This is a genomic window from Steroidobacter agaridevorans, from assembly GCF_009932555.1.
GTDB classification, from domain to species: Bacteria; Pseudomonadota; Gammaproteobacteria; order Steroidobacterales; family Steroidobacteraceae; genus Steroidobacter; species Steroidobacter agaridevorans.
In genome coordinates this window covers 260,631-284,809 of sequence record NZ_BLJO01000009.1, presented here as the reverse complement: position 1 = coordinate 284,809, position 24,179 = coordinate 260,631, and the positions used below count along the sequence as shown (strand labels likewise).

General features: G+C 63.4%; 21 protein-coding genes. 14 read left to right on the top strand and 7 right to left on the bottom strand.

Features of this window, described 5'->3' with window-relative positions:
* Window positions 1-3: 3 nt before the first annotated feature.
* Window positions 4-2,145: a bifunctional diguanylate cyclase/phosphodiesterase gene (locus GYH35_RS29110; RefSeq protein WP_161830337.1), complete on the bottom strand. Its 2,142-nt coding sequence runs from the start codon at window positions 2,143-2,145 to the stop codon at window positions 4-6.
* A 375-nt stretch (window positions 2,146-2,520) separates the two neighbouring features.
* On the opposite strand from GYH35_RS29110, the gene rpsF reads away from it, so the two are divergent.
* From rpsF to alr, 6 genes are all read left to right on the top strand, one after another.
* A complete protein-coding gene (gene rpsF / locus GYH35_RS29105) occupies window positions 2,521-2,901 on the top strand; it encodes a 30S ribosomal protein S6 (RefSeq protein ID WP_161816077.1) in 381 nt (126 codons plus the stop codon).
* Window positions 2,902-2,946: 45 nt separating this feature from the next.
* On the top strand, window positions 2,947-3,171 hold the full coding sequence (rpsR, locus tag GYH35_RS29100; RefSeq protein WP_161816076.1) for a 30S ribosomal protein S18: 225 nt from the start codon (window positions 2,947-2,949) through the stop codon (window positions 3,169-3,171).
* Window positions 3,172-3,289: 118 nt separating this feature from the next.
* Complete coding sequence (locus GYH35_RS29095) at window positions 3,290-4,138, top strand: hypothetical protein (protein ID WP_161816075.1); 849 nt, start codon at window positions 3,290-3,292, stop codon at window positions 4,136-4,138.
* Between the two features lie 28 nt (window positions 4,139-4,166).
* Window positions 4,167-4,616 (top strand): 50S ribosomal protein L9, encoded by a 450-nt coding sequence (gene rplI / locus GYH35_RS29090; protein WP_161816074.1) that lies wholly within the window; start codon window positions 4,167-4,169, stop codon window positions 4,614-4,616.
* Between the two features lie 82 nt (window positions 4,617-4,698).
* A complete protein-coding gene (dnaB, locus tag GYH35_RS29085) occupies window positions 4,699-6,057 on the top strand; it encodes a replicative DNA helicase (protein WP_202624851.1) in 1,359 nt (452 codons plus the stop codon).
* Window positions 6,058-7,131 carry an alanine racemase gene (gene alr, locus GYH35_RS29080; protein WP_161830259.1) on the top strand — a complete coding sequence of 358 codons (1,074 nt, stop codon included), beginning with the start codon at window positions 6,058-6,060 and terminating at the stop codon, window positions 7,129-7,131.
* 305 nt (window positions 7,132-7,436) lie between these two features.
* Here alr and GYH35_RS29075 read toward each other — a convergent pair whose 3' ends face one another.
* The 3 genes from GYH35_RS29075 to GYH35_RS29065 are packed head-to-tail and all read right to left on the bottom strand — an operon-like array spanning window position 7,437 to window position 11,799.
* Window positions 7,437-8,228, bottom strand: a complete 792-nt coding sequence (locus tag GYH35_RS29075) for an FHA domain-containing protein (RefSeq protein ID WP_161816071.1) — start codon at window positions 8,226-8,228, stop codon at window positions 7,437-7,439.
* A 41-nt stretch (window positions 8,229-8,269) separates the two neighbouring features.
* The gene (locus GYH35_RS29070; RefSeq protein WP_198683229.1) at window positions 8,270-9,088 is read right to left on the bottom strand and encodes a Stp1/IreP family PP2C-type Ser/Thr phosphatase; all 819 of its coding nucleotides are present in this window, start codon (window positions 9,086-9,088) and stop codon (window positions 8,270-8,272) included.
* 35 nt (window positions 9,089-9,123) lie between these two features.
* A complete protein-coding gene (locus tag GYH35_RS29065) occupies window positions 9,124-11,799 on the bottom strand; it encodes a CHASE2 domain-containing serine/threonine-protein kinase (protein WP_161830258.1) in 2,676 nt (891 codons plus the stop codon).
* A 185-nt stretch (window positions 11,800-11,984) separates the two neighbouring features.
* On the opposite strand from GYH35_RS29065, the gene radA reads away from it, so the two are divergent.
* Window positions 11,985-13,346 carry a DNA repair protein RadA gene (gene radA, locus GYH35_RS29060; RefSeq protein WP_161816069.1) on the top strand — a complete coding sequence of 454 codons (1,362 nt, stop codon included), beginning with the start codon at window positions 11,985-11,987 and terminating at the stop codon, window positions 13,344-13,346.
* Here radA and GYH35_RS29055 read toward each other — a convergent pair.
* Entirely contained in the window at window positions 13,329-14,213 is an 885-nt protein-coding gene (locus GYH35_RS29055) for a transporter associated domain-containing protein (RefSeq protein WP_161816068.1), read from the bottom strand. The genes radA and GYH35_RS29055 overlap by 18 nt on opposite strands.
* 9 nt (window positions 14,214-14,222) lie before the next feature.
* The gene (locus tag GYH35_RS29050) at window positions 14,223-15,032 is read right to left on the bottom strand and encodes a cytochrome C assembly family protein (RefSeq protein ID WP_161816067.1); all 810 of its coding nucleotides are present in this window, start codon (window positions 15,030-15,032) and stop codon (window positions 14,223-14,225) included.
* A 92-nt stretch (window positions 15,033-15,124) separates the two neighbouring features.
* Here GYH35_RS29050 and ffh point away from each other — a divergent pair, with 92 nt between their 5' ends.
* From ffh to sppA, 7 genes are all read left to right on the top strand, one after another.
* On the top strand, window positions 15,125-16,486 hold the full coding sequence (gene ffh / locus GYH35_RS29045; RefSeq protein WP_161830257.1) for a signal recognition particle protein: 1,362 nt from the start codon (window positions 15,125-15,127) through the stop codon (window positions 16,484-16,486).
* A gap of 303 nt (window positions 16,487-16,789) precedes the next feature.
* Window positions 16,790-17,047: a 30S ribosomal protein S16 gene (gene rpsP / locus GYH35_RS29040; protein WP_161816065.1), complete on the top strand. Its 258-nt coding sequence runs from the start codon at window positions 16,790-16,792 to the stop codon at window positions 17,045-17,047.
* A gap of 21 nt (window positions 17,048-17,068) precedes the next feature.
* The gene (gene rimM, locus GYH35_RS29035) at window positions 17,069-17,593 is read left to right on the top strand and encodes a ribosome maturation factor RimM (RefSeq protein ID WP_161830256.1); all 525 of its coding nucleotides are present in this window, start codon (window positions 17,069-17,071) and stop codon (window positions 17,591-17,593) included.
* A 26-nt stretch (window positions 17,594-17,619) separates the two neighbouring features.
* The gene (gene trmD, locus GYH35_RS29030; protein WP_161830255.1) at window positions 17,620-18,375 is read left to right on the top strand and encodes a tRNA (guanosine(37)-N1)-methyltransferase TrmD; all 756 of its coding nucleotides are present in this window, start codon (window positions 17,620-17,622) and stop codon (window positions 18,373-18,375) included.
* A gap of 19 nt (window positions 18,376-18,394) precedes the next feature.
* On the top strand, window positions 18,395-18,736 hold the full coding sequence (gene rplS, locus GYH35_RS29025) for a 50S ribosomal protein L19 (protein WP_161816062.1): 342 nt from the start codon (window positions 18,395-18,397) through the stop codon (window positions 18,734-18,736).
* A gap of 142 nt (window positions 18,737-18,878) precedes the next feature.
* Window positions 18,879-20,000, top strand: a complete 1,122-nt coding sequence (locus GYH35_RS29020; protein ID WP_161816061.1) for a PQQ-dependent sugar dehydrogenase — start codon at window positions 18,879-18,881, stop codon at window positions 19,998-20,000.
* Between the two features lie 34 nt (window positions 20,001-20,034).
* Window positions 20,035-21,870 carry a signal peptide peptidase SppA gene (sppA, locus tag GYH35_RS29015; protein WP_161816060.1) on the top strand — a complete coding sequence of 612 codons (1,836 nt, stop codon included), beginning with the start codon at window positions 20,035-20,037 and terminating at the stop codon, window positions 21,868-21,870.
* A 116-nt stretch (window positions 21,871-21,986) separates the two neighbouring features.
* Here sppA and GYH35_RS29010 read toward each other — a convergent pair.
* Window positions 21,987-24,179 (bottom strand): TonB-dependent receptor domain-containing protein (locus tag GYH35_RS29010; protein WP_161830254.1); only part of this gene is annotated, 2,193 nt, incomplete at its 5' end.

Below are 24,179 nucleotides of genomic sequence, written 5' to 3'. Positions count from 1 at the left end.
GGATCAGCTGCTCGTGCCGGTCTTGCGTGGCTTCACGTACAGGCGGCTCATGGTCGCCAATGGATCGAACTTGCCCGGGTTCTTGGCTCGCATCATTTCCGCGAACGCTTCCGGCTCCATCGCCGGACTGCAGAAAAAGCCTTGATATTGATCGCAGCCGAGCGAGCGCAGGAATTGCAGCTGCTGCTCGGTTTCGACACCTTCGGCGATCACTTTCAATCTCAGGCTGTGCGCCAGGGAGATGATCGCCTGCACGATGGCCGCGTCTTCGGGATTGGCAACCACGTCCTTGATGAAGGTGCGGTCGATCTTGAGCTTGTCGAGCGGGAAGCGGCGCAGGTAGTTCAGGCTCGAATAGCCGGTGCCGAAGTCGTCGATGGAAATGTGCACGCCCAGGCGGCTGAGCTGTTCGAGAATCTCCGCGGACGCGGCGGCGTTATGCATGACCGCGCTCTCGGTCAGCTCGATCTCCAGATAGGTCGGTTCGAGGTTGGCGTTTTCCAGCGCCGACTTCACGATGCTGACCAGATTTTTCTGTCGGAACTGAGTCGCCGACATGTTGATGGCGACGCGCACCGGCGCCATGCCATTGACCTCCCACTGACGCGCCTGCCGGCAGGCTTCACGCAGCACCCATTCGCCAATCTGCAGAATGAGGCCAGTCTCTTCCGCGAGCGGAATGAAATCGCCCGGCGGCACCAGGCCGCGCTCCGGATGGCGCCAGCGAATCAACGCTTCGGTGCTGCTGATGCGACCGGACGTCACGTCCACTTTCGGCTGGTAATGCAGCTCGAACTCGCCATTGCCGAGCGCGCGACGCAGGCCGTTCTCCAGTTCCAGGCGTTGCTGCGCGAAGGCATTCATCGAGGACGTGAAGAACGAATACGTGTTGCCGCCGACTTTCTTCGAGTGATACATCGCCGCGTCGGCCGCGACGATCAGTTCCTCGGCGCGTGCGCCATCGCTTGGATAGACGCTGATGCCGATGCTGGGCGCGGTGTGAATATCGACCGACAGAATGTGGAACGGCTTGGCGAAGCAGGCGAGCAGGCGCTGCGCCAGTTGCTCCACATCGGATTGACCGGTGACTTCATCGGCAATGAGCACGAACTCATCGCCGCCGGTGCGCGCCAGCGTGTCGCTCTTGCGGAGCGTGCCGCGCAGGCGATTGGCCACTTCTTTCAACAGCTCGTCGCCGCCGTGATGACCGAGCGAGTCGTTGATCATCTTGAAGCGGTCGAGATCGATGACCAGCACGGCGACGCGCCCTTCGCGGCGCTCGGCATACGAGATGGCCTGGGTCAAACGGTCATCGAGCAACAGGCGGTTGGGCAATTCGGTGAGCGAGTCATGCGTCGCCAGATGGCGCAGGCGCGCATTCGCATCTTCCAGCGCCACTGCATGCTGACGCGAGCGCGATTCCAGGTGCGCGTCGTACATCAGCAGAATCATCGTGATCAGCAACACGCTCAGCGCGAAACCACCGATGAGCAATGCCAGCCAGCCGTTGCTGGTGCTGGTCGCGCCGATGCAGTAAGAGCCGGGCGCGAATTGCGAGGCGAACATGCCGGTGTAATGCATGCCACAGATGGCCGCGCCCATCACCAGCGCGGCAGCCGAACGTTGCAGGAAGATGCGCCACGAGGCGCCGCCTCGCAGACGGAAGAACAGCCACAGCGCGGCGAACGAGGCCACGATGGCGATGACGACCGACAGGATCAGCAGCTTCGGTTCGTAAGTAATGAATGGCACGATGCGGATCGCGCCCATGCCCGAGTAGTGCATGGCTGCGATGCCCAGGCCCATGAGCACCGCGGCGCCGGCCAGGCGCCCGAGGCTGCTTCGTTTCTGGCTCGCGATGCTGAGCGCGAAGCCGGAGACCAGAATCGCGACGACCAGCGATGCCAGCGTCTTGGGGATGTCATAAGAGAGCGGAATGGGCAGCGTGAACGCGAGCATGCCGATGAAGTGCATCGACCAGATGCCGACGCCCATGGCGAGCGCGCCGCCGGCGAGCCACATGCGCACATACTGGCGGCGGGCCGTTGCCACGCGCGACGCGAGGTTCAGAGCGGTATAGGACACGCAGACGGCTATCGCGAACGACAGCGCCACGAGCCACAGGTTGTATGAGCCGTTCACTATGTAAAGTCCTAAGGCCGATTAGGCTGTGCAACTCCAGTAGCACGGCCGCGGTCATCCCGCGGGAGCGAGGGGGCGGGAACACCGCCGCTGGCTGTAACGGCCGCTGCCGATTTGTCTTGACGCGGTCCAGCAAGAAATCAGCCTGGCCCCGGCCGTCCCGCTTAGGGAAAACCCTACTAAGATTTGTTAAGGGAGACCCCGGTCACACCGCCGGTCTCGACTCCGGCGTCGGGGGCGATCCATTGCTTTGGCGGGACGGGTCCGCTAGTATCCGCGGCCCTGTTGCGCCCGGGCTCGCCCGGCGCACGGGTTTTCTTTCAACTCCTTGCCGCACTTGGCTTCTCGATCCAGGCGGCATATCCACAAGGAGCAGCAATGCGACACTACGAGATCGTTTTTCTGGTGCACCCTGACCAGAGTGAACAGGTTCCGGCCATGCTGGAGCGCTACAAGAGCATGATCGCGGCCGGCAACGGCACCGTGCATCGCCTGGAAGACTGGGGCCGTCGGCAACTCACGTTCCCGATCGCCAAGGTCCACAAAGCCCACTACGTGCTGATGAACATCGAGGTCGACGGCAAGACGCTGGCCGAGCTCACCGGCGCGTTCCGCTTCAGCGATGCGGTCCTCCGCCACCTGGTCATCAAGATGGACAAGGCCGTCACCGAAGCCTCGCCGATGGCGAAGGGCGACGAGGAGCGCGACGAGCGCTTCGCGCGTGACGACGAGGAAGAAGGCGCTTCCGCGGCGAGTTAATCGTCTTTGGCCTGATCTCCATCGAATCACTCTTAGAGGTTCACCATGTCCCGCTTTTTCCGCCGTCGCAAGTTCTGCCGCTTCACCGCCGAAGGCATCGAACAGATCGATTACAAGGATCTCGGCATCCTGAAGAGCTACATCACCGAGACCGGCAAGATCGTGCCGAGCCGCATCACCGGCACCAAATCGCACTATCAGCGTCAGCTGGCGGTTGCCGTGAAGCGCGCTCGTTATCTGGCTCTGCTGCCGTACACCGACCAGCACTGAAAAACTTCGGGTCCCACGCCCCGCGCCCTATGAAACAATGGCGCGGGGCAGATACATGCACCGTGCAATTGCTGTCTGGCTAACAGGGCATCCGTGGCGCGCCGCCTTCGCGAGCGCCATGAGTGGAGCGCTTTCCCCGAGTCTGCCGCTGCCCTTTCTGATCGTTGCCGCGGCCATTGCTGTACTGGTGGCGTTGCGCTTCGATATGCGCTACGCGTTCGGCATGGCGTTCATCGCCGGCGCAACCGCCAGCTGGGTGGTGGCGTCGGTATCGACGATACCGCCGGGCTGGCTGGCTTTGCTGGTGCTGGGCGGCGCCATGCTGTTTTTCGGCCCGGTGCTGCTGGCCTGGCTGCTGCGGACCACGGGCTCGCTGAACCTGGTGTTCCAGGTCACGCTGCTGAGCCTGGCGGTGCTGCTGATGGTGGTGTTCGCCGTGCTGCCCGATCCGGTCGGCATGTGGCGCGAGCAGATCGAGCTGCAATTGGGCGCGATGGCGCGGGCCGGGTTCAGGTTCGAAGGCGATCGCGATGTGATCATTGCCACCTGGGCGCGCACCATGTGGGGCAGCGTGGCGGCGCTCTTGCTGGGCGTGGTGTTCGGCGCGGTGTTGCTGGGCCGGTGGTGGCAGTCGCTGCTGGACAGCCCAGGTTCGTTTGGTGTCGAGTACCGGCAGTTGCGGCTCGGGCTCGCGCTGGGAATCGCGACCACTGTGCTGTTCCTTACCGCGTTCGTGACGGGCTCGGCCCTGACGGTTTCGCTGGCGTCGGTGGCGTTCTTCGCGCTGGCGTTCCAGGGGTTGGCGGCCGCACATCGCAGCAAGGCGGTCGGTCGGATGGATCGCAACTGGCTGGTCGCGATCTATGTATTGCTGATCGTGCTGCCGGTGACCTCGATCGTGGTGTTGATGCTCGCGATCTGGGGCTTTTTGGACAATTGGCTGCGTCCTCGGACGCAGAGCGCTTAACAGGCCTCTTTTAATTGAGGATAGGCTGATGGAAATCATTCTGATGCAGAAGGTTGCCAACCTCGGCAACATCGGTGACAAGGTCAAGGTGAAGGCCGGCTACGGCCGCAACTACCTGCTGCCGCAGGGCAAGGCCACGCTGGCCACGCCGGAAAACGTCGCCAAGTTCGAAGCCCGTCGCGCCGAGTTCGAGAAGGTCGCGAAGGAAGAGCTGGCCAGCGCCCAGTCGCGCGCCGCGAAGCTCGAAGGCTTCAAGCTGTCGCTCACGGCCAAGGCCGGCGGCGAAGGCAAGCTGTTCGGCTCGGTGGGCAACAGCGACATCGTCGAGGCGCTCAAGAAGGCCGGCCACGCGGTCGAGCGCGCCGAAGTGCGCATGCCGAACGGCCCGATCCGTCAGGCTGGCGAGCACGTCGTGCAGCTCCACCTGCACACCGACGTCAACGTCGACCTGCCGGTCGTGATCATCGGCGAAGAATAACCCTCGGCTCGCCACCGTGGCCGAAGCCGAAGGCAAGTTCTCGTTCGCGGGTGCGCGTCGCGCCCGCGATAGAGACACAGCGGTGGATGACATCCGGGTCCCGCCTCACAACATCGAGGCGGAGCAGGCCGTGCTCGGCGGCCTGATGCTGGACAACCGCGTCTGGGACAACATCGCGGACCGCATCGTCGCCGACGATTTCTATCGTCGCGATCATCAGATCATTTTCGAGGCCATCGCCGAGCGCGGCGCCAACGGCGAGCCTTCCGACGCCGTCACTCTGTCCGAATGGCTGGAGCGCAAAGGCCTGCTGTCCGAGGTCGGCGGCCTGCCTTACCTCGCGCAACTGGTTCGTGACACCCCCAGCGCCGCGAACGTTCGAGCCTATGCCGATGCAGTCCGCGAACGCTCGACACTTCGCCAACTGATCTCTGTCGGCGGTGAAATCGCCAATGGCGCCTACGACCCACAAGGTCGCGCGTCCGCGGAGATCCTGGACGAAGCCGAGCGCCGCGTGTTCGAAATCGCCGAGAGCCGCAACAAGACCGGCTCGGGCTTCGTGCCGCTGCGAAACGAAGTCGGCAAGATCATCGATCTGATCGACACGCTGTCGCAGAACCCCGGCGCCATCACCGGCCTGTCCACCGGCTTCAAGAAGCTCGATGAGATGACCGCCGGCCTGCAGAAGGGCGACCTCATCATCGTCGCCGCCCGTCCCTCGATGGGCAAGACCACGTTCAGTCTGAACATGGCGGAAAACGCCGCCTTCGGCCCGAAGCAGGCCAAGGTGGGCGTGTTCAGTATGGAAATGGGCCGCGAGCAGCTGGCGTTTCGTATGGTCTCCTCGCTGGGCCGCGTCGATCAGACCAAGCTGCGCACCGGGCAGCTGGACGACGACGACTGGTCGCGGGTGCAGATGGCCATCTCGATGATGAAATCATCGAACATCTTTATCGACGACACGCCCGCCCTGTCTCCTACCGAAGTGCGCGCGCGTGCGCGGCGCTTGAAGCGCGAGCATGGGCTGGATCTGATCGTGGTCGACTACTTGCAGCTGATGCAGGTGCCGGGCAACAAGGAAAACCGCACCGCCGAGATCTCCGAGATCTCGCGCTCGCTGAAGGCGCTGGCGAAAGAGCTGTCGGTGCCGGTGATCGCGCTGTCGCAGCTGAATCGCGCTGTGGAACAGCGTACGGATAAGCGGCCGGTGAGCTCGGACTTGCGTGAATCGGGCGCTATCGAGCAGGACGCGGACATCATCATGATGATCTACCGCGAAGAAGTTTATAACCCCGAGACGCCGCGCAAGGGCATCGCCGACATCATTATCACCAAGCAGCGTAACGGTCCGACTGGCGATATCGAGCTGACGTTCCTCGGCAAATTCACCAAGTTCGAGAATTACGCTCCCGAGGCCGCGTTCGGCGACGGACCTTTCTGAGTGAGCTTCCCGGTTGCGACCATCGATGCGGCGGCACTGCGCAGTAATCTGGCAGTGGTGCGGCGGATGGCGCCTCGCTCGCGCGTCATTGCTGTCGTCAAAGCCAATGGCTACGGCCATGGAATGATTCGCGTCGCCCGCGCGCTCGCGGATGCCGATGGTTTAGGTGTGGCTCGTCTCGCCGATGCCGTTGCGCTTCGAGAAGCCGGCGTAACTCAGCGCATCCTGTTGCTTGAAGGCGTGTTCGGCGTCGAGCAGTTCGCCCTTGCGGCCAAAGAACAATGTGAGATCGTCGTTCACTCTCCCGAACAGCTCGATGCGTTGGAGCAGTTCGCCGGGTCGCATCGCTTCATCGTCTGGTTGAAGCTCAACAGCGGCATGAACCGGCTGGGCTTTCGCGTCGAAGATTTCGCAGCCGCTCACGCTCGTCTGCAGCGCTGCTCTTCCGTGAGCCAGATTCGAGTGATGACTCACTTGTCTTCCTCGGAAGAACGCGGTCATGTCACCGCGACTCAACTGAAAGTTTTCGACGATCTGGTCGCGCCGCTCGGGCTCGAGCGCAGCGTCGCCAATTCGGCTGCGGTGATCGGTTGGCCGGAGGCGCATCAGGATTGGGTGCGGCCGGGCTTGATGCTCTATGGCATGTCGCCGATGCCGAACCAGACTGCCGCCGAGTTCGGCCTGCGGCCGGCGATGACGCTGTCGACTCAGCTCATCGGTGTTCAGAACGTCGGTGTCGGCGAGCCGGTTGGGTACAACGGCATCTGGCGCGCACAGCGCCCGTCACGCATTGGCATTGCCGCCATCGGCTACGGCGACGGCTTTCCACGTGGCACGCGTAATGGCGCGCCCGTGCTGGTCGGTGGCAAGGAGGCAACGATTGCCGGTCGGGTCTCGATGGATATGATTTCGATCGATATCACGGATCTGCCGCAAGCGAAGGCTGGCGACGAAGTGGTTGTTTGGGGGGAGGGGCTGCCGGCGGAGCGGCTTGTGCCTTACGCGGACACGACTTGTTATGAATTGGTGTGCCGTGTGACTTCGCGCGTGCCGCTGCTGTGGAAGGGGGCTTGAGCCTTTCCTTCGGAAAGTCTCCGCCCCAAGAAAAAACTCAAAAATAAAAAATAGTTTTTCTTTTCCAGAATAGATCTGCGGCGCTCAGCGTGCAGTATCGGCAGATCGCAGAAGCTTGCATCAACGTGCAGCGTTAGTGCACGCAATGGCTTGCATCCGGCGTACGGTATTCTCTGCTCGCAAAGGCTTGCATCAGCGGCGCTTCGCGCGCTGATCGTTCGCTCAGTGTGAGAAGTCGTTCGAGTAGCGGCGTCCTCTCCGAAGGAGAGGACAAATCACCGTTGCGGCGTGGTGAGCGGGGACGCTCAGCCTTCGAAGAAGCCCATCTTCACGCCGGCCAACAAAATCACATCGTTATCGGCCAGCTTGCGGGCCTGCTCACCGATGGCGGAGCCGTTCACTGACGGATAGTCGCCAGGCTTGCCGCTGTCGACGTGGACGATGAAATAGCCGTCGGCGCGACGGGTGATCGCGGCGACTTGCACGCCGGGGCGGCCCAGCGTGGTCAGGGCTTTGTTCAATTCGAGCTCGCGGCCGGCGAAGGCGCCGCTCAGCACTTGCAGCTTTGCCTTCGGCAAAGCGATGCCGGGGTGCTCGCCCGTGGCGCTCGTGTTGCCCGCGGGCGGCATGGGGCGAGTCATCGGCGGAGCGGAAGTTGAAACGGGCGTCGGGGCCGCAGCAGCCTTCGGCGCGGGCGCCGGCGGAGGAGGCGACACGGTCGCGGCTTTCTTCGCGGCGATGGCGGCCACGGCGGAGCCCGGAGTGATCACCATCGTCTTTTCGAACTCATCCGGCTCGGTGTCCGAGCTCTGCGTGTCGACGAAGCGCAGCTGATGATGACCGACCGTCACGACGTCGCCATGCTGAAGCGCATGCTTCTTGATCAGCTTGCCGTTGACGTAAGTGCCGTTGGTGCTGTTCAGATCTTCCAGGAACGAGTCGTTGAGAATGTTGATCACCAGCGAGTGGTGACCGCTCACGGCCGGGTTGTCGATGCGGATGTCGTTATCGGGGAGTCGGCCGACGGTATACCGCTCCTTGTTCATGTTGTATTCGGCCATCACCTGACCGTCCAGGCTAAGGATCAACCGTGCCATTTTGCTCGTCCCCGAGTAGTGCCGTTCAGCGACCAGTGTGACTAGCCGAACCAGCGCAAGATTCTGTCAACTACCCCTGTCCGCGCTGCGAACGAGTCCACAACTTGCGCAAGGATGATCGACACATTGTCTCGACCGCCATTGTCGTTCGACAATTGAATCAATTGCTTAGCAACCGTTTCAAGGCTAGCACTAAAGGTGCTCATAGTTAAGTGAATGTCATCGTCCTCGACCATGTCGGACAGGCCGTCGGAGCACAGACAGAAGAAGTCGCCCTTATCCACAGGCTGTTCATGGACCTCGACATCGACGGTGGGCTCCACGCCGAGCGCCCGGGTCACGTAATTCTTGTTGGTGGCCCGCTGGGCCTCGGCCTGGGAATAGAAGCCGCGGTCGACCAGCTCCTGAAGCAGCGAGTGGTCCATGGTCATCTGCTCGAGCCGGTTGGCTCGCAGCCGGTACAGGCGCGAGTCGCCGACGTGGGCAATGGCCACGCGGTTGTCGAAGAACAGGCAGGCGACGATGGTGGTGCCCATGCCCTCGCATTGGGGCTGGGTCTTCGCCGTCTGATAGATGATCTTGTTGGCGCGCGCGATCGCATCTCGTAGCACGATGCTCGGACGGGCCATGCCGGTTTCCGGATCGGAGGACGACATGTCCTGGTGCTCGACCGCTTCCTTCACCAGGCTCATCACCGTCTTCACGGCAATGCCGCTGGCTACCTCGCCGGCGTTGTAGCCGCCCATGCCGTCGGCGAGCACGAACAGACCGATGTCGGCGTCGACACCGATGGTGTCCTCGTTGTGCTCACGCACGCGACCGACGTCGCTCAACCCTACGGAGCGGATCTTGCCACGCACCACCTAGTTGACCCTCCCTGTCCGCAGCGTTTGGGTCACGGTAGCAACCACTCGTGTTCGGCCCGTGCCGCGCTCTTCTCCGGCGGACCGGCGACAGCGCGCAAGGCCATGGCCAATTCGGCGCAAGTCACATAACGATCGTCGGCCGACTTGGACAGCGCGCGGTCGATGATGGCTTCGACCTCCGGCGGCAAATCGGGGCGGATCGTGCGGATCGGAGTGTGCGGCTCGGTGGCGATCTTCTGCATCAAGCGCGGCATCGAGTCGGCGCGGAACGGCAGTTGGCCGCACAGCAGCTGATAGAGGCTCACGCCCAGCGCGAATTGATCGGAGCGACCGTCGAGCGTGCGCCCTTCGAGTTGTTCCGGTGACATGAATGACGGTGTGCCCAGGACGATTCCGGTTTTGGTTCGGCTTGTATCGGTCAGGCGCGCAATTCCGAAGTCCGTGATCTTCAGTTCATCCGTCTCGGGATTGAACATTATATTAGCTGGTTTGATGTCGCGATGAACGACGTTCTGCCGGTGCGCATAGTGCAGAGCCTCGGCCACGCGGGCGACGAGCAGCATCACGGTTTTCGGCGGCAGCAGCTGCTTCACGTCGGTGTGGGTGCTCAGATGGTGGCCGCGCAGGTACTCCATGGCGATGTATGCAAGGCCATTGTCTTCGCCCGCATCGTAAACGGTGACGATGGCCGGATGGTTCAGCCGGCCTGCCATCTCCGCCTCGCGGAAGAAGCGCGCGCGGGCTTCGGCCAGATCGTCTTCCTCGAACTCCTCGGCCAGCGGAATCGCCTTGATCGCCACCACGCGATTGATCTTCGGATCGCGGCCCAGGTAGACGATGCCCATGGCGCCTTTGCCGAGCTCGCGTTCGATTTCGTAACGGCCGAGGGTGCGCTTGGAGGACGGGCGTCCCGCCGCGGGAATGTCGAGCAGGTCCGGCACGGTCTCTTCGTGGTCCTTCAGATCGATCGCGGGCTGTCGCGGCCGGATGGGCCGCGGCGGCTCGCGTTTGACGGGGGGCACGGGCGTCGCCGTCTCATGTGCCATCGATTCGCGGGATTCGCGCGCCATCGATGCGCGCGTTGCCGGTTCTCGAGTCAACGGCTCTTCGCGCACGCGTGCGCGACGGACCTTCAGCTCGCGGTAATTGGGATCGCGCGTCGCGATATAGGTGTACACCGCCGATGCTTTGGCAAGTTGCGCGCGCCGCTCGAAGTCCATGCCCAGGTTGTAGAGCAGTTCCATGGTCGGTGCATCCAGCGCACAGCGCTGATAGGTCTCGAACGCGAGATCGAGCTGGCCTTGCTTGTGGAACGTCTGTCCGAGCGAGCGCAGATTTGCACCGGGATCGCGCGCACCGTCGCCCGCTCTGATGTTGGCGCGACGGATCAACTCCCCGACCAGATACAAACCATACCCCGCGGCCAGCGCCAGGCAAGGAAGCATCAAGTGCAGCCACACCCGCGACGACCGCAGCAGGACGACCTCGGAGCCGACCAGCAGCACCATGAATAGCAGCGTGGTCATTCCGCCGATCGCGGCGCCGGCGGCTGGCAGCATGAAAGCCGAGAACAGCAGCACGAGCACGACGACGCCCCACTCGATCACGGGCGCGTAGGCCGGGCGTGAATATGTCTGCGCGGCCAACGAGCTCGACACGGCGCTGGCAATGGCAACTACCGGCGGCGTGGATTTGCTCACGGGCGTCGCGACGGAGTCATCGGCACTGTCATTGTTCATCAGCCCGATCAGCACGACCTTGTCGCGCAACTGGCCCTTCGGCACGCCGCCCGATAACACCTGCCAGTAGGGATATTGCTGAAATGCCTGCACGCCGCTCGGCGGGAAGTAACGTGGACGACTGTGCTGAGTGGAATCCAGCGGGGTCCGGCGAGTTCCCATGGTCAGCACATTGTTGGAATGAAAGATCAGTTCATTGGGCGAAACGCCCAGGGCGCGACCGGTGATGACAGCGGAGAGCGACGGCACCAGGCTGGCGCCAACGCGAACCGCGGCAAGACTGGTGCGCACGACGCCATCTGCGTCCGCCGGCAGATAGGTGTGGCCGATGCCGCTGGCCTCGGCCAGAAACACCGGCGCCGGCACCATCGTGACGTCGGCGCGGGCGGCGCTGTTCAACACCGAGGGATCGCTGGCCGGCGAGAAGCGCGCGGGAATCTCATCGCTGCCGGTGGCGGCTTCGTTGAGGCGGATGTGCATCGGCAGGATCACATTGCCGTGAGATGCCATGGATCGGGCGAGATGCGCGTTGGGATCGCGCCCCGCGGCCGACTCGCCGAGCAGCTTGCGCAGCTGGCGGGCCTGTTCGGAATTGCCGAGGTTGCTGGACTCGAGTAGCGCGAGCGCAGCACGAACTTTTTCACGCTCGCTGGTGCGACCGGCGGTGTCGAATGGAACGGTGAATGCGACGACGCGCGCGCCTTCCGCTTTCAGCTTGTCGATCAAGCTGGCGTGCACATCGCGCGGCCACGGCCATTCGCCGAGCTGGGCCAGGCTGGCGTCGTCGATGGCAACGATCGCGACCTCGCGCGACGGCTTGGCCTCGACGGAAGTCATCATGCCGTCGTAGACATCCAGCTCCAACGGCAGCGAGGCGGGCGAGTAAACCCAATGGCCCACGGCAACCGCCAGGGCTGCAGCCAGCCCGCCGGGAAGCCAGGAGAATCGCGCCAGTTTTGCCGCCACGAGTGATGTCACCCCTAAATTGCGGCGCGAGTATAGCGAAGGACGATAGGTTAAATTGCCGGCGGCGTCACACCGCGGTGGGCTCCTGGCCCCACAAACGGCATGAGGCAAACTCTTCGCTGCGGTGCTGCCGATCAGTTCACATCCATAACGTCTTGGGGCGCTCCGGCGCCCCTGCAGGAACCATGGCCAAAACCAAGGAAATCTTTGTCTGCGAGCAGTGTGGCAACGAGAGTCTGCAGTGGCAGGGCCTGTGCCCCTCCTGCGGCGCGGCCGACACGCTCAAACGGATGAGTATTAGCCGTACCTCACGCACCGGCGCGGATCGTCGGCCGTTGGCGGCCGGCACTGAACGGCCGCGGCGACTGGCCGAGGTGTCCGAAACGAGCGAGCCGCGCATCGCGACTGGTTTGCAGGAGCTCGACCGCGTGCTCGGCGGCGGCCTGGTCCTGGGTTCGGTGACGCTGCTCGGCGGCGATCCTGGCATCGGTAAGTCAACGGTGCTGCTCCAGGCGGGCGATGCGCTCAGTCGCGCGACTCCGACGCTCTATGTCACCGGCGAAGAATCGTTGCAGCAGGTGAGCTTGCGCGCGCGCCGTCTCGAAGTCGTCAGCGATACGTTGCAACTGCTGGCGGAGACGAATGTCGAGACCATCCTCGGGCATGCGCAACAGTCGGGCGCGCGCGTGCTGGTCATCGATTCCATCCAAACCATGTTCGTCAACGACGTGGATTCCTCGCCAGGCTCGGCCTCGCAAGTGCGCGAGGCGGCTGCCGCGCTGGTGCGCTTTGCCAAGTCATCGGGCGTGTCGGTGCTGATCATCGGTCACGTCACCAAGGAAGGTGTGATCGCCGGTCCGCGCATTCTCGAGCACATGGTCGACACGGTGCTTTATTTCGAGAGCGACGCGGGCAGTCGCTTCCGTTTGGTGCGCGCTGTGAAGAATCGCTTCGGCGCCGCCAACGAAGTGGGCGTGTTCGCGATGACCGAGCAGGGATTGCGAGAAGTGAAGAATCCATCGGCGATCTTCCTGTCACAGCATCCGCAACCTGTCGCAGGCAGCGCGGTGATGGTGGCGCGCGAAGGCAGCCGTCCGATGTTGATCGAGGTGCAGTCGCTCACCGATGAAGCGCAAGGGATGAATCCGCGCCGCGTCGCCGTGGGATTGGAAGCGAATCGTCTCGCGCTGTTGCTGGCGGTTTTGCATCGACACGGCGGCGTCTCCACCGCTGGGCGTGACGTGTTTCTAAATGTTGTCGGCGGCGTGCGGATTTCAGAGACCGCGGCAGACCTGCCGGCCGTTCTCGCGTCTGTATCGAGCGTGCGTGATCGGCCGCTCGCGCCGCGACTGGTTTGCTTTGGCGAGCTGGGATTGGCGGGCGAGGTGAGGCCGGTACCCTACGGCGAGGAGCGCCTGCGCGAAGCCGCGAAACACGGTTTCGAACGCGCCATCGTGCCGGAAGCGAACAAGCCGCGCCGTGAGATCGAAGGATTGGAAGTGATCGGCGTGGAACGGCTCGACGAAGCGTTACGCAACGCCTTTTGATTGTTCGAGCTGCACGCCGATCGGCCGGATGCGCGCGGTCTTCACGCTGTTGTCCGCCGTCTGGAGAATCTCCACCGACAGGTTGCCGAGCTTCAGCCCGGTGCCTGGCTGCGGAATCGTCTCCAGGAATTCGAGGATCAAGCCGTTCAAGGTGCGCGGGCCATCGGTGGGCAGCTCCCAGCCGAGCGTCTTGTTCAGCACGCGGATGCTGATGGCGCCGTTGATGACGAAACTGCCGTCGGCATCCCGATGGATGTCCTGATGTAGCGCGCCCGGCGCGCTGGTGAAGTCGCCGACGACTTCTTCGAGAATGTCCTCGAGTGTCACCAGGCCGCGGATGTCGCCGTATTCGTCGACGACCAGCGCGATACGCCTGCGATCGCGCTGAAAGTTCAGCAGCTGCACGCTGAGCGTCGTGCCCTCGGGCACGAAGTAGCCTTCTCGCTCGCGCGCCAGTTGTAACAATCGTTCGCGCGTCAGGTCGGCGCGTGCCAGCGCGTGCGCGACCTTCTTCATGTGCAGCATGCCGATGATGTTGTCGAGGTTGTTCTCGCACACCGGCAGGCGCGTGTGAGGGGTCGAGCGCAGCGTGTCGATGATGGAGTCCCAGTCGTCGCTGATGTCGATATAAGAGATCTCGCTGCGCGGGATCATGATGTCGTCGACCTTCATGGCGTCGAGGTCGAGCAACTTGTCGGTGAGACGGCGGCGGGGATTATCGGGCGGCCACGGCGTTTGTTCCGTGCGACGGCGCGGTTTGGCCCGGGGCCGGCGCGTCAAAGCGCGGCCCAAGAAGAAGCCGATGGCTGCGGCCACGAGGATCGCAAGCACCAACGTGCTCATCCAACCGATCGCATGCAGACTCAAATCCGTTCCTCAACCCCAGTGCCGGCCCAGAATGGTCTCGAGCACGATTTTGGAACCGAAATACGCCAGACCCAGCAGCGCGAAGCCGCTCAAAGTCCAGTTCCTCGCGACTCGACCCCGCCAGCCGAAACGCCAGCGACCGAACAACAGCACCGCGAATACGACCCACGCGAGGCACGACAGCACCGTCTTGTGGATGAGATGCTGCGCGAACAGGTCGCGCACGAAAATGAAACCACTGAACAGCGCGAGCGTCAGCACCGCGAAACCGGCGCCGAGCGCCTGGAACGTGGCGGACTCGAGCGCTTCCATCGACGGCAGGATCGTGAGCATGCCGAGCGGCCGCCGGCTGCGCAGCCGGCGATCGAGCAATGCCAATGCCACGGCGAGTGCGACGGCGATGGTGAGAAGCGCATAAGCCAACGTCGAGAGCACGATGTGCGCGGCGATCTCCCAACTCTGCTGTTCGAGCGCGTAACCCGCGTTGCCTTCCACGGTAGTCGCAGCGACGACGCCTGCGACGGCCATGAGGATCGAGCTGATGCCCGCGAAGCGGGGGCGCGCCCAGGTGAGCACGAGTGCGATCAGGCCGGTGGGCCAGCCGATGAGGGAAGCCGTTTCGGTGACGGTGAACGCCAGTTCGGGCTTGGCGAACACGCTTTGCCAGAGCAGGGCGGCGTGCAGCGCGACCGCGATGGCCCCCAGTCCCAAGCCGGCGATCCGACGGCCGTGCGCAGCCTTCTCATCGGCGCGATACACGCTCGAGGCAAGCCATGCGGCGCATGCCAGATAGCAGGCGAGAACGACGATGGACAACACTGAGGTGGGGGACTCAGATAAGGATGACGGCCTAGGATAGCGGATCGCTGTAAACTGGGCGTAATCAAACTCGCCCGCTCAGTACACACCAAATGTTTGACAAGCTGACTGAACGCCTGCAAGGCGTTATGGAGAGCCTGCGCGGTCGCGGGCGTCTCACCGAGGAGAACATCGCCGACACGCTGCGCCAGGTCCGTATGGCGCTGCTGGAGGCGGACGTCGCGCTTCCGGTCGTGAAGGGCTTCGTCGACACCATCCGCGCCAAGGTCGTCGGTCAGGAGTTCGACAAGAGCCTGACGCCGGGCCAGATGCTGGTAAAGCTCATCCACGACGAGCTGATCGCGCTGATGGGCGCGGGTGTCCGGCCGCTGAACCTGCGCGCGCAGCCGCCCGTGGTCATTCTGCTGGCCGGCCTGCAGGGCGCGGGTAAAACCACCTCAGCCGGCAAGCTCGCCAAGTGGCTGAAGGAGAACGAGCGCAAGAAGGTGCTGCTCGCCAGTACCGACGTTTACCGCCCCGCGGCCATCCTGCAGCTGGAGCGGCTCGCGGCCCAGCTGGACGTCGCGTTCTTCCCGTCCGATCCGAAGAAGCCCGCGGTGACGCTGGCGAAGGAAGCGCTGACCGAGGCCAAGCAGGCGCTCTATGACGTCCTGATCGTCGACACCGCCGGCCGTCTGCACGTCGACGACGAAATGATGGTGGAGATCAAGGACATCGCAGGCGCCGTTTCGCCCACGGAAACGCTGTTCGTGGTCGACAGCATGGCCGGTCAGGACGCGGTGAACGCGGCCAAGGCGTTCGGCGCGGCGCTGACGTTGACGGGTGTCGTGCTCACGAAAACCGATGGCGATGCGCGGGGTGGCGCGGCCTTGTCGGTGCGGCAGATCACGGGCGCGCCCATCCTTTTCATGGGCACGGGCGAGAAAACCGATGCTTTGGAGCCGTTCCACGCCGAGCGCGTGGCCTCGCGCATCCTGGGCATGGGCGACGTGTTGTCGCTGGTCGAAAAGGTCAGCCAGAGCGTCGATCGCGAGCAGGCCGAGAAGCTGGCCCGCAAGCTGAAGAAGGGCAAGGACTTCGACCTGGAGGACCTGCACGATCAGCTGCAGCAGGTCGAGAAAATGGGCGGCCTGAGCGCGCTCATGGACAAGCTGCCCGCGCAGCTGGCCGGCAAGGCGGCGCAGATGCCCCAGGGCAATGAAAAGGACATCAAGCGCCAGCTGGCCATGATCCGCTCCATGACCCCGGGCGAGCGCCGCTATCCCAAGACCATCGATGCCTCCCGCAAGCGCCGGATCGCGGCCGGCTCGGGGGTGCATGTCTCGGAGATCAACAAGCTCCTGAAGAACCACATGCAGATGCAGAAGATGATGAAGACGTTCTCCAAGGGCGGCGGCCTGCGCCGGCTGATGAGCGCCTTCGGCGGCGGCGGCGGCTTCCCCAGGCCTCACTAGCTTTTGCGGGCCCGAAGACCCACCCCCTGACCCCCTCCCGTGAACGGGAGGGGGAACTCAATTTTTGATTTTTTCCTTTGTGGGAGAGGCATTAGCCCGGCTCGCCGCAGGCGAGCCAAAGTCTCATAAAGATAATTCCCCTCCCATCGGGAGGGGGCAGGGGGTGGGCTCTTCAGGCTGGCAGGAAAGCCAAACCCGTTACCCTTCCACTAATGGCCTGTTTTCAGTATAGTTCGCGCCCTTTTCCGGGAGCCCCGTGCCCGGACGCCCGGCTTTACGTATTGATTTCGAGGCTTTAGCAGCATGGTCACGATCCGGCTCACCCGTCGTGGGGCGAAGAAGACGCCCTTCTATCACATCGTCGTCACCGACAGCCGTATGCGTCAGGGCGGCACGACCCTGGAACAGATCGGCTTTTTCAACCCGATTCCGACCGGCAAACAGCGCCGCCTGGAGCTGAAGCTGGACCGCGTCGACTACTGGGTCGGCAAGGGCGCGAAGCCGTCCGAGCGCGTGGCCGAGCTGGTCAAGACGCATCGTAAGCAGGCCGTCGCGGCCTGAATTGCAGTTTGAGCGCCGCCAATGAGCGACGCGCAGGCTGACGACCGCTGGGTGGTGCTGGGCAAGATCGGCAGCACTTTCGGCGTGCAGGGCTGGGTTCGGATTACTTCGTACACCGACCCGCCCGAGAACATTCTGGATTACGACCGCTGGCACCTGCATCGGGCCGGGCAGTGGGAAGCGGTCGAAGTCGAAGACGGGCGGATGACCGCCAAGGGCGTGCTGGCGAAGCTCGTCGGGATCGAGACTCCGGAAGAGGCTCGATTGCAGGTGGGCATCGAGATTGCCGTCCTGCGCAGCGAGCTGCCGCCGACGGCGCCCGGAGAGTTTTACTGGAGCGATCTGGAAGGACTGGAAGCTGTGACCCCGAGCGGTGAATCGCTGGGTCGGCTGGACCACTTCCGCAGTACGCCGGGTGGCGATATCGCGGTGGTCAAAGGCGCCAGGGAACACTGGATCCCGTTCGTGAAGGATCGGATCGTCAAGGTCGACCTGGATGCCGGACGCATCGTGTTCGACTGGGGTGTGGACTGGCTGGACGATTGAGGCCCATTGGGAAGTCGGAACTGGCGATGCGCATCGAAGTGGTGACGCTGTTTCCGGAGTTCGTGGCCGAAGCAGTTCGAGTGGGTGTTCTGGGCCGCGCCATCGAGCGCGGCACCGTGGCGGTGAACGCCACGACCCCGCGCGAGTTCGCGACCGACGTGCACAAGTCCGTCGACGACCGACCCTACGGGGGCGGGCCGGGCATGGTGATGACGATCGAGCCGGCGCGGACTTCGATACGAGCCGCGAAGGCGCGATTGCCGGCAGGCAGTCGCAGCGTCTATCTGGCCGCCGATGGAGCGCCGTTGACGCATGCGAAGGCGCAGGAGCTGGCGAAGTTGCCGGGCCTGCTGCTGCTGGCGGGGCGCTACGAAGGGGTCGACGAGCGGCTGATTCAGTCGGAGATCGACGAAAGCGTGTCCATCGGCGACTACGTGTTGTCGGGGGGCGAGCTGCCGGCGCTGGTGCTGATCGACGCCGTGGTCCGGCTGCTGCCGGGCGTGCTGGGCGATGAGGCCTCGGCGATCGAGGATTCGTTCGTCGCCGGGCTGCTCGACTGGCCGCACTACACGCGGCCAGAAGTGTTCGAAGGGCAGGCGGTGCCCGCGGTGCTGGTCGGTGGCAATCATGCCGCGATCCGCCGCTGGCGCGAGCAGCAAGCGCTCGGGCGCACCTGGCTGCGGCGGCCCGACTTGATCGAGAAACTGGCGCTGACGGCCGAGCAGCAGCGCTTATTGAAAGAATTTTTGGCGGAGCGAGACGCGTCTCCGCCGCCGGTTTGAATTTTGGATGGGTACGACCATGAACATCATCGAAAAGCTCGAGAGCGAAGCCACTGGCAAAGAAATTCCGGACTTCTCGCCCGGCGACACCGTCGTCGTGGAAGTGAAGGTGAAGGAAGGCGACCGCGAGCGCGTGCAGGCCTATGAAGGCGTCGTGATCGCCCGTCGCAACCGCGGCTTCAACTCGTCTTTCACCGTGCGCAAGATTTCGCACGGCGAAGGTGTCGAGCGCGTGTTCCAGACCTACAGCCCGTCGATCGGCGCCATCACCGTGAAGCGTCGCGGTAACGTGCGTCGCGCCAAGCTGTACTACCTGCGCGATCTGACCGGCAAGGCCGCGCGCATCGAAGAAAAGGTGTAATTCACACCTACGGATTGCTGGCCGGCGTTGGTTCAAAGCTACACGCCGGTCATCCCTCCCATCCCGGTTGGCCGCGCGCCTCAGCGCGGCTAACTGCTTCGTCTCCTTGGTGGTTAAACTGTGTCTTCCCAGCGGAGACACCATGCCCACCTCTCTCCACCGCCTGCTGTTCAGCTTGCTCGCGACCTGTTGCGCGACGGCTGCGTTCGCCAGTCCGGCGACCGACAAGGTGCTGCAGAACGTTCGTCTGCCCGCCGGCTTCCAGCTCGAGGTCTACGCCGACAATGTGCCGGCCGCGCGCTCCATGGCGCTGGGCGCGAAGGGCACTTTGTTCGTGGGTACGCGCGGCACCAATGTTTACGCCATCAGCGGCTCGCCAGGCACCGGACTCAAACCGGCGGTGCGGGTGATCGCGAACAAGTTGAACATGCCGAACGGCGTCGCCTTCCGAGATGGCGCGCTCTATGTCGCCGAGGTCCACCGCATCCTGCGCTATGACGACATCGAGTCGTCGCTGACCGGTGTGCCGGCGCCCAAAGTGGTGCGCGACGATCTGCCGACGGCCCGCCATCACGGCTGGAAATACATCGCGTTCGGTCCGGACGGGAAGTTGTATGTGCCGATCGGCGCGCCCTGCAATGTTTGTAACGAGCCGAACTTCGCCGTCATTACGCGCATGAATGCCGATGGCTCGGGCCATGAAGTGTTCGCTCGCGGCGTCCGCAACTCCGTCGGCTTCACCTGGCATCCGACCACCAAAGAGCTCTGGTTCACCGACAATGGCCGCGATTATCTCGGCGACGATTCGCCGCCCTGCGAGCTCAACGTCGCGCCGCGCGCCGGGCTCGACTTCGGCTTTCCTTACTGCCACGGCCGGGACACCAAGGATCCCGACTTCGGCAAGCTGGGCGACTGCTCCCGCATGACGCCGCCGGTGCGAACCCTGGGCGCGCACGTCGCGCCGCTGGGTGTGAAGTTCTATACGGGCACCGCGTTTCCCGAGAAGTATCGCAATCAGGTGTTGATCGCCGAACATGGCTCCTGGAACCGCAGCGCCAAGGCCGGCAAGAGCGGTTATCGCCTGACCCTGGTACGGCTCGACGGCGACCAGGCGATCAGTTATGAACCTTTCGCAACCGGCTTCACGCGCGATGACGACGTGCTCGGACGGCCGGTCGATCTGCTGGTGCTCGAGGATGGCTCGATGCTGATTTCCGACGATGCCGCCGGCGCCATCTACCGCCTGACTTACGCTACGACCTGATTTTTTTCCTTACTCGACATTTGGCGCCTGCTCCATGAAAGCGATTGCCTGGTTCCTGACCTTCATCTGGCGCGGTCTCGATGGCCTGCGCAAAGTGTTGCATCTCATCGTGCTGCTGGTGCTGTTCCTGGCGATCGGCGCGTTGATGTCGCCGCCCAATCCGATCGTTCCTCACAAGGCGGCGCTGGTGCTCTCGCCGCAGGGCGCGCTGGTCGAGCAGCTGGCGGGCGATCCGTTCGAGCGTGCGGTGGCGGAGGCGTACGGTCAGAGCCGTCCTGAAACATTGCTGCGCGATCTGGTCGATGTGGTCGACACCGCGGCGAAAGACAAGCGCATCGAGCTGATGGTGCTCGATCTGAGCGGCATGGCCGGTGGCGGCATCGCCAAGATGCAGGAGCTGGCGGCGGCGATCCAGCGCTTCCGGGCGGCGGGCAAGAAGGTGTTTGCGTTCGGTGAAAGTTTCGACCAGGCGCAGTACTACCTCGCCGCGCAGGCGGACGAGATTTATCTGGATCCGCACGGCCTGGTGCTCATCGAAGGCTTCGGCTACTACCGCACGTTCCTGAAAGGCGTGATCGACAAGCTGGCGGTCGACGTGAACGTGTTCCGCGCCGGCAAGTTCAAATCGTTCACCGATCAATTCAGCCGCAGCGACATGTCCGAGCAGGAAGAGCAGGAGAGCATGGCGTGGTTGAATGCGCTGTGGAAACAGTATCTGGCGGGCGTCGCCAAGGCGCGCGGGCTCGATGAAGCTGCGATTGCGGCTTACGCGAACGAGTACGCCGAAATCGCGAAGTCACATCGCGGCGATCTGGCGACCGCGGCGCTGGAACGGAATCTGGTCACCGAGCTGAAGTCGCGCCGGGAATTCGAGGATCAGATCAAGGCGCTGGTCGGCGAGGACAAGGACGAGCATACGTTCAACGGCATCATGAACTGGGACTACCTGGCCGCGGCCCGCTCCAGCGAGCCGCTGCTCGAAGGCGATCGCGTCGGCGTCGTGGTTGCGTCGGGCGAGATTCTCGACGGCGCGCAGCCGCCGGGCACGATTGGCTCCGATTCGACGTCACGTCTGCTGCGCGACGCGCTTTATGACGACACCATCAAAGCGGTGGTGCTGCGAATCGACAGCCCTGGCGGCAGCATGCTGGCATCGGAAGTCATCCGTCGCGAGATCGATGCACTACGCGACGCCGGCAAGCCGGTGATCGCGTCGATGAGCAGCACGGCGGCGTCGGGCGGTTATTACATCGCCATGGATGCGGATGAGATCTGGGCGAGCCCCGCGACGCTCACCGGCTCGATCGGCGTGTTCGCCGTGTTTCCGACCATCGAGCGCACGCTGGAGAAGTTCGGCGTGACCATCGACGGCGTGGGTACGACGCCGTTCGCCGGCTCGCTGCGCCTGGATCGCACGCTGAACGATGGCGCGAAGGAGATCCTGCAGAACTCCATCGATCACGCTTACAGCGTGTTCGTGAACAACGTGGCCACGGCGCGCGAGAAGTCCTTCCAGGATATCGATGAGGTCGCGCAGGGGCGTGTGTGGGCGGGCATCGACGCCGCTCAGCACGGACTGGTCGACAAGCTCGGCTCGTACAAAGACGCGTTGGATTCCGCGGCGGAAAAAGCGGGTTTGGGCAAGGACTACAAGGTCCATTACATCGAGCCGTCGATGGGCTGGCGCCAGGCGCTCGCCATGCGCTCGCAAGCGCTGGCCGCGCGGGTCACCCGAGCGCTGGTGCCGGAGCACGAATTGTTTTCCAACGCCCGCCGCATCCTGGCGCCGTTGGAAACGGAGTTGACGCGCCTGGCGCGGTTCAACGATCCGCAGAATGTTTATTACTATTGCATGTGCTCGGCGCCCTGAGTAAGCGTTTCTCCCCCTTCGGGGGAGAAACAAATGAATGCAGGAGTGTGCGGCGCCCTGAGATGGATGGCGTCGATAAAAACTGGCGGGCCGTCCTGGCCCGCCAGTGAGCTCGATCAGAACTTGAACGAGACCTGTCCGAACAGAACCCGACCGCGCGGATCGTAGTAGCGCGCGTCGTATCCGATCTGGAAATTGCTCGCCGTCAGCGACAGCGGCGGGTCTTCGTTGAACAGGTTCAGCGCACCGACCGTCAGTCGCACCCAATCGGTGATTTGCCAGCTCGATTGCCAGTCGAGCGTGAAGTAGTCGTCGACGTCCAGGCGAACGTCCGCGACCTCGCCGTTGAAATCGCCGTTGGCGTCGATGCCGTCCACCGTGGTCTCCACGTCCAGGTAGCTGCTCTTGTAGTTCATGGTGATCGTGTGTGAGAACGGTCCGTGATCCAGGGTGGTCAGCAGGCGTCCCACCCAACGGAAGGTCACCTCATCCAGCGGCGTCGAATAGTTGGCGATGTTCCGGTAGTAGGGGCCGTCCTTGGTCAATTGTTCCTTGTCGGTGATCATGTAGGTGGCCACCAGTTGCGTGCGCAACTTGCCAAACGGCAACTGCCAGCTGGCGTCGGCGTTCAAGTCGATGCCGCTGTAATACTCCTTGCCGGTATTGATGTTGGTCTGGTTGTAGGCGATGTAGGTCGTGCCGGTGCCGATATCCGTGAACGTGGTCCAGGCATCCGGATAGGTCGTCGGATTGGCGAACGCCTCCGTCTCCTCGATCTGACCGAAGGCGTCCTTGATCCCTACCCACCAATAGTCCAGGCCGACCGAGGCTTCGCGCGAGAACTCGAACACCATGCCCAGCATGGCTTGTTCCGACTCTTCGGGCGTCAGGTCCGGATTGCCGCCCGCGAAGACGTCATATTGCGTTTGTGGCGGCCGGCAGATCGCGCCCAGGCTCGAGGCGATGGCCGCCAGGTCCGGAGTGCAATCGTAGGGATTCGCCGTGACGCCGTAGTTCTGTAGCGAGGCGTTGAGTTGCGGCACGGTCGGCGCATGAAAGCCCGTCCCGTACGAACCGCGGATCATGAACTGCTGCGCCGGTGTGACGCGGAAGCTGACCTTGTAGTTGGTCGTCGAGCCCACGTCGCTGTAGTCGTCGTAACGACCCGCGCCCGACAGTTCCAGCCACTCCAGCGGTTGCACGTTGATCTCCGTGAACACGCCAGTTACGTTGCGGTCGGCGCCATACGGAATGGAAGCGGCGGCGTCGCCGAACCGTTGATCGCCAGTGCCGGGACCGCCGGCGGCGGGAGTGCCTGCGACTGGATCGTCCAGATTCGCTTGCGCGAACTGGCTGGGCTTCGATTGGAATTTTTCCCGGTAATGACTCAGGCCCGCCGCAAACATCACCGGTTTGCCGTTGGGCAGGTCGAACAAGTCAGTGGACGCCCGCAGCTCCGCTGTTTGCATGCGTGAAGTACCGCCGTCCCAATAGCCGCGGTAGTTGATGGCGTTGAGCGCGGCGAGGCCCGCTTCAGTCTGTTGTCCCGGCCCGACGAAAGGATCGATGGCTCCGCTCGCCAGCGCGGCATCGAACGCGAGGGCGCCGGGATAGCCGGCGATGTGACCTTTCACATCGCTTTCCGACTGCGTCAGCGCGAAGTCATAGTTCCAGCCCCTGAGATCGCCTTCGATGCCGATCGCGGCATGATAGAACCTGGCTTCATCGTCATTGATGCGCTGGCCCAGATCGAAGGTACGATACGGCGCGACGATGGGATCGATCACGCCGTCTCCATCCGCGTCCACCGGTCCGAATAGCGGGGTGCCCGCGTCGTCAACGACGCCCGCGAGATATTGGTTGTAGAGCGCCGAGCCCACGTCGACGCCCAGTTCGCCAGGCACTGGAGCGATCTTCGAGAGCGACTTGGCTTCGGACCACAGCGCATCGACGAACAGATTGTGCGCTTCGCCCAGTTTTATATTGAGCGACGCGTTGGCGTTCTTGCGCTCGCGCTCGGGATAGAGCTGGATGTTACGGACGTAGTCGTAGTAGCACGCGGCGCCGACCGGCGCCGAACCCTCCGGACAGCTGCCGCTGCTCAGATAGCCTAGGCTGACGGTCTCGCCGGCCAGGTTGCCCGTCGTTGCGACCGCATTCGCCGGAATGTTTCTTGGCGAGCCATTGAAGAAGGTCCACCGTTGGCCGCCGTAATCGAAATTCACGATGGCGGAGTCGGCGAAATCGCGGTCCGCGGAGTTGAGCTCTTCGCGCTTGTCGCCGGCGATCGCCACGAACAAGTTCCAACC

Coding starts and splice junctions, on each gene's coding strand:
- rimM (WP_161830256.1), top strand. CDS start 17,069: ATGAGCGACGCGCAGGCTGACGACCGCTGGGTGGTGCTGGGCAAGATC.
- GYH35_RS29075 (WP_161816071.1), bottom strand. CDS start 8,228: ATGGCACGGTTGATCCTTAGCCTGGACGGTCAGGTGATGGCCGAATAC.
- trmD (WP_161830255.1), top strand. CDS start 17,620: ATGCGCATCGAAGTGGTGACGCTGTTTCCGGAGTTCGTGGCCGAAGCA.
- rpsP (WP_161816065.1), top strand. CDS start 16,790: ATGGTCACGATCCGGCTCACCCGTCGTGGGGCGAAGAAGACGCCCTTC.
- rpsF (WP_161816077.1), top strand. CDS start 2,521: ATGCGACACTACGAGATCGTTTTTCTGGTGCACCCTGACCAGAGTGAA.
- sppA (WP_161816060.1), top strand. CDS start 20,035: ATGAAAGCGATTGCCTGGTTCCTGACCTTCATCTGGCGCGGTCTCGAT.
- GYH35_RS29020 (WP_161816061.1), top strand. CDS start 18,879: ATGCCCACCTCTCTCCACCGCCTGCTGTTCAGCTTGCTCGCGACCTGT.
- ffh (WP_161830257.1), top strand. CDS start 15,125: ATGTTTGACAAGCTGACTGAACGCCTGCAAGGCGTTATGGAGAGCCTG.
- radA (WP_161816069.1), top strand. CDS start 11,985: ATGGCCAAAACCAAGGAAATCTTTGTCTGCGAGCAGTGTGGCAACGAG.
- rplI (WP_161816074.1), top strand. CDS start 4,167: ATGGAAATCATTCTGATGCAGAAGGTTGCCAACCTCGGCAACATCGGT.
- GYH35_RS29095 (WP_161816075.1), top strand. CDS start 3,290: ATGAGTGGAGCGCTTTCCCCGAGTCTGCCGCTGCCCTTTCTGATCGTT.
- rpsR (WP_161816076.1), top strand. CDS start 2,947: ATGTCCCGCTTTTTCCGCCGTCGCAAGTTCTGCCGCTTCACCGCCGAA.
- rplS (WP_161816062.1), top strand. CDS start 18,395: ATGAACATCATCGAAAAGCTCGAGAGCGAAGCCACTGGCAAAGAAATT.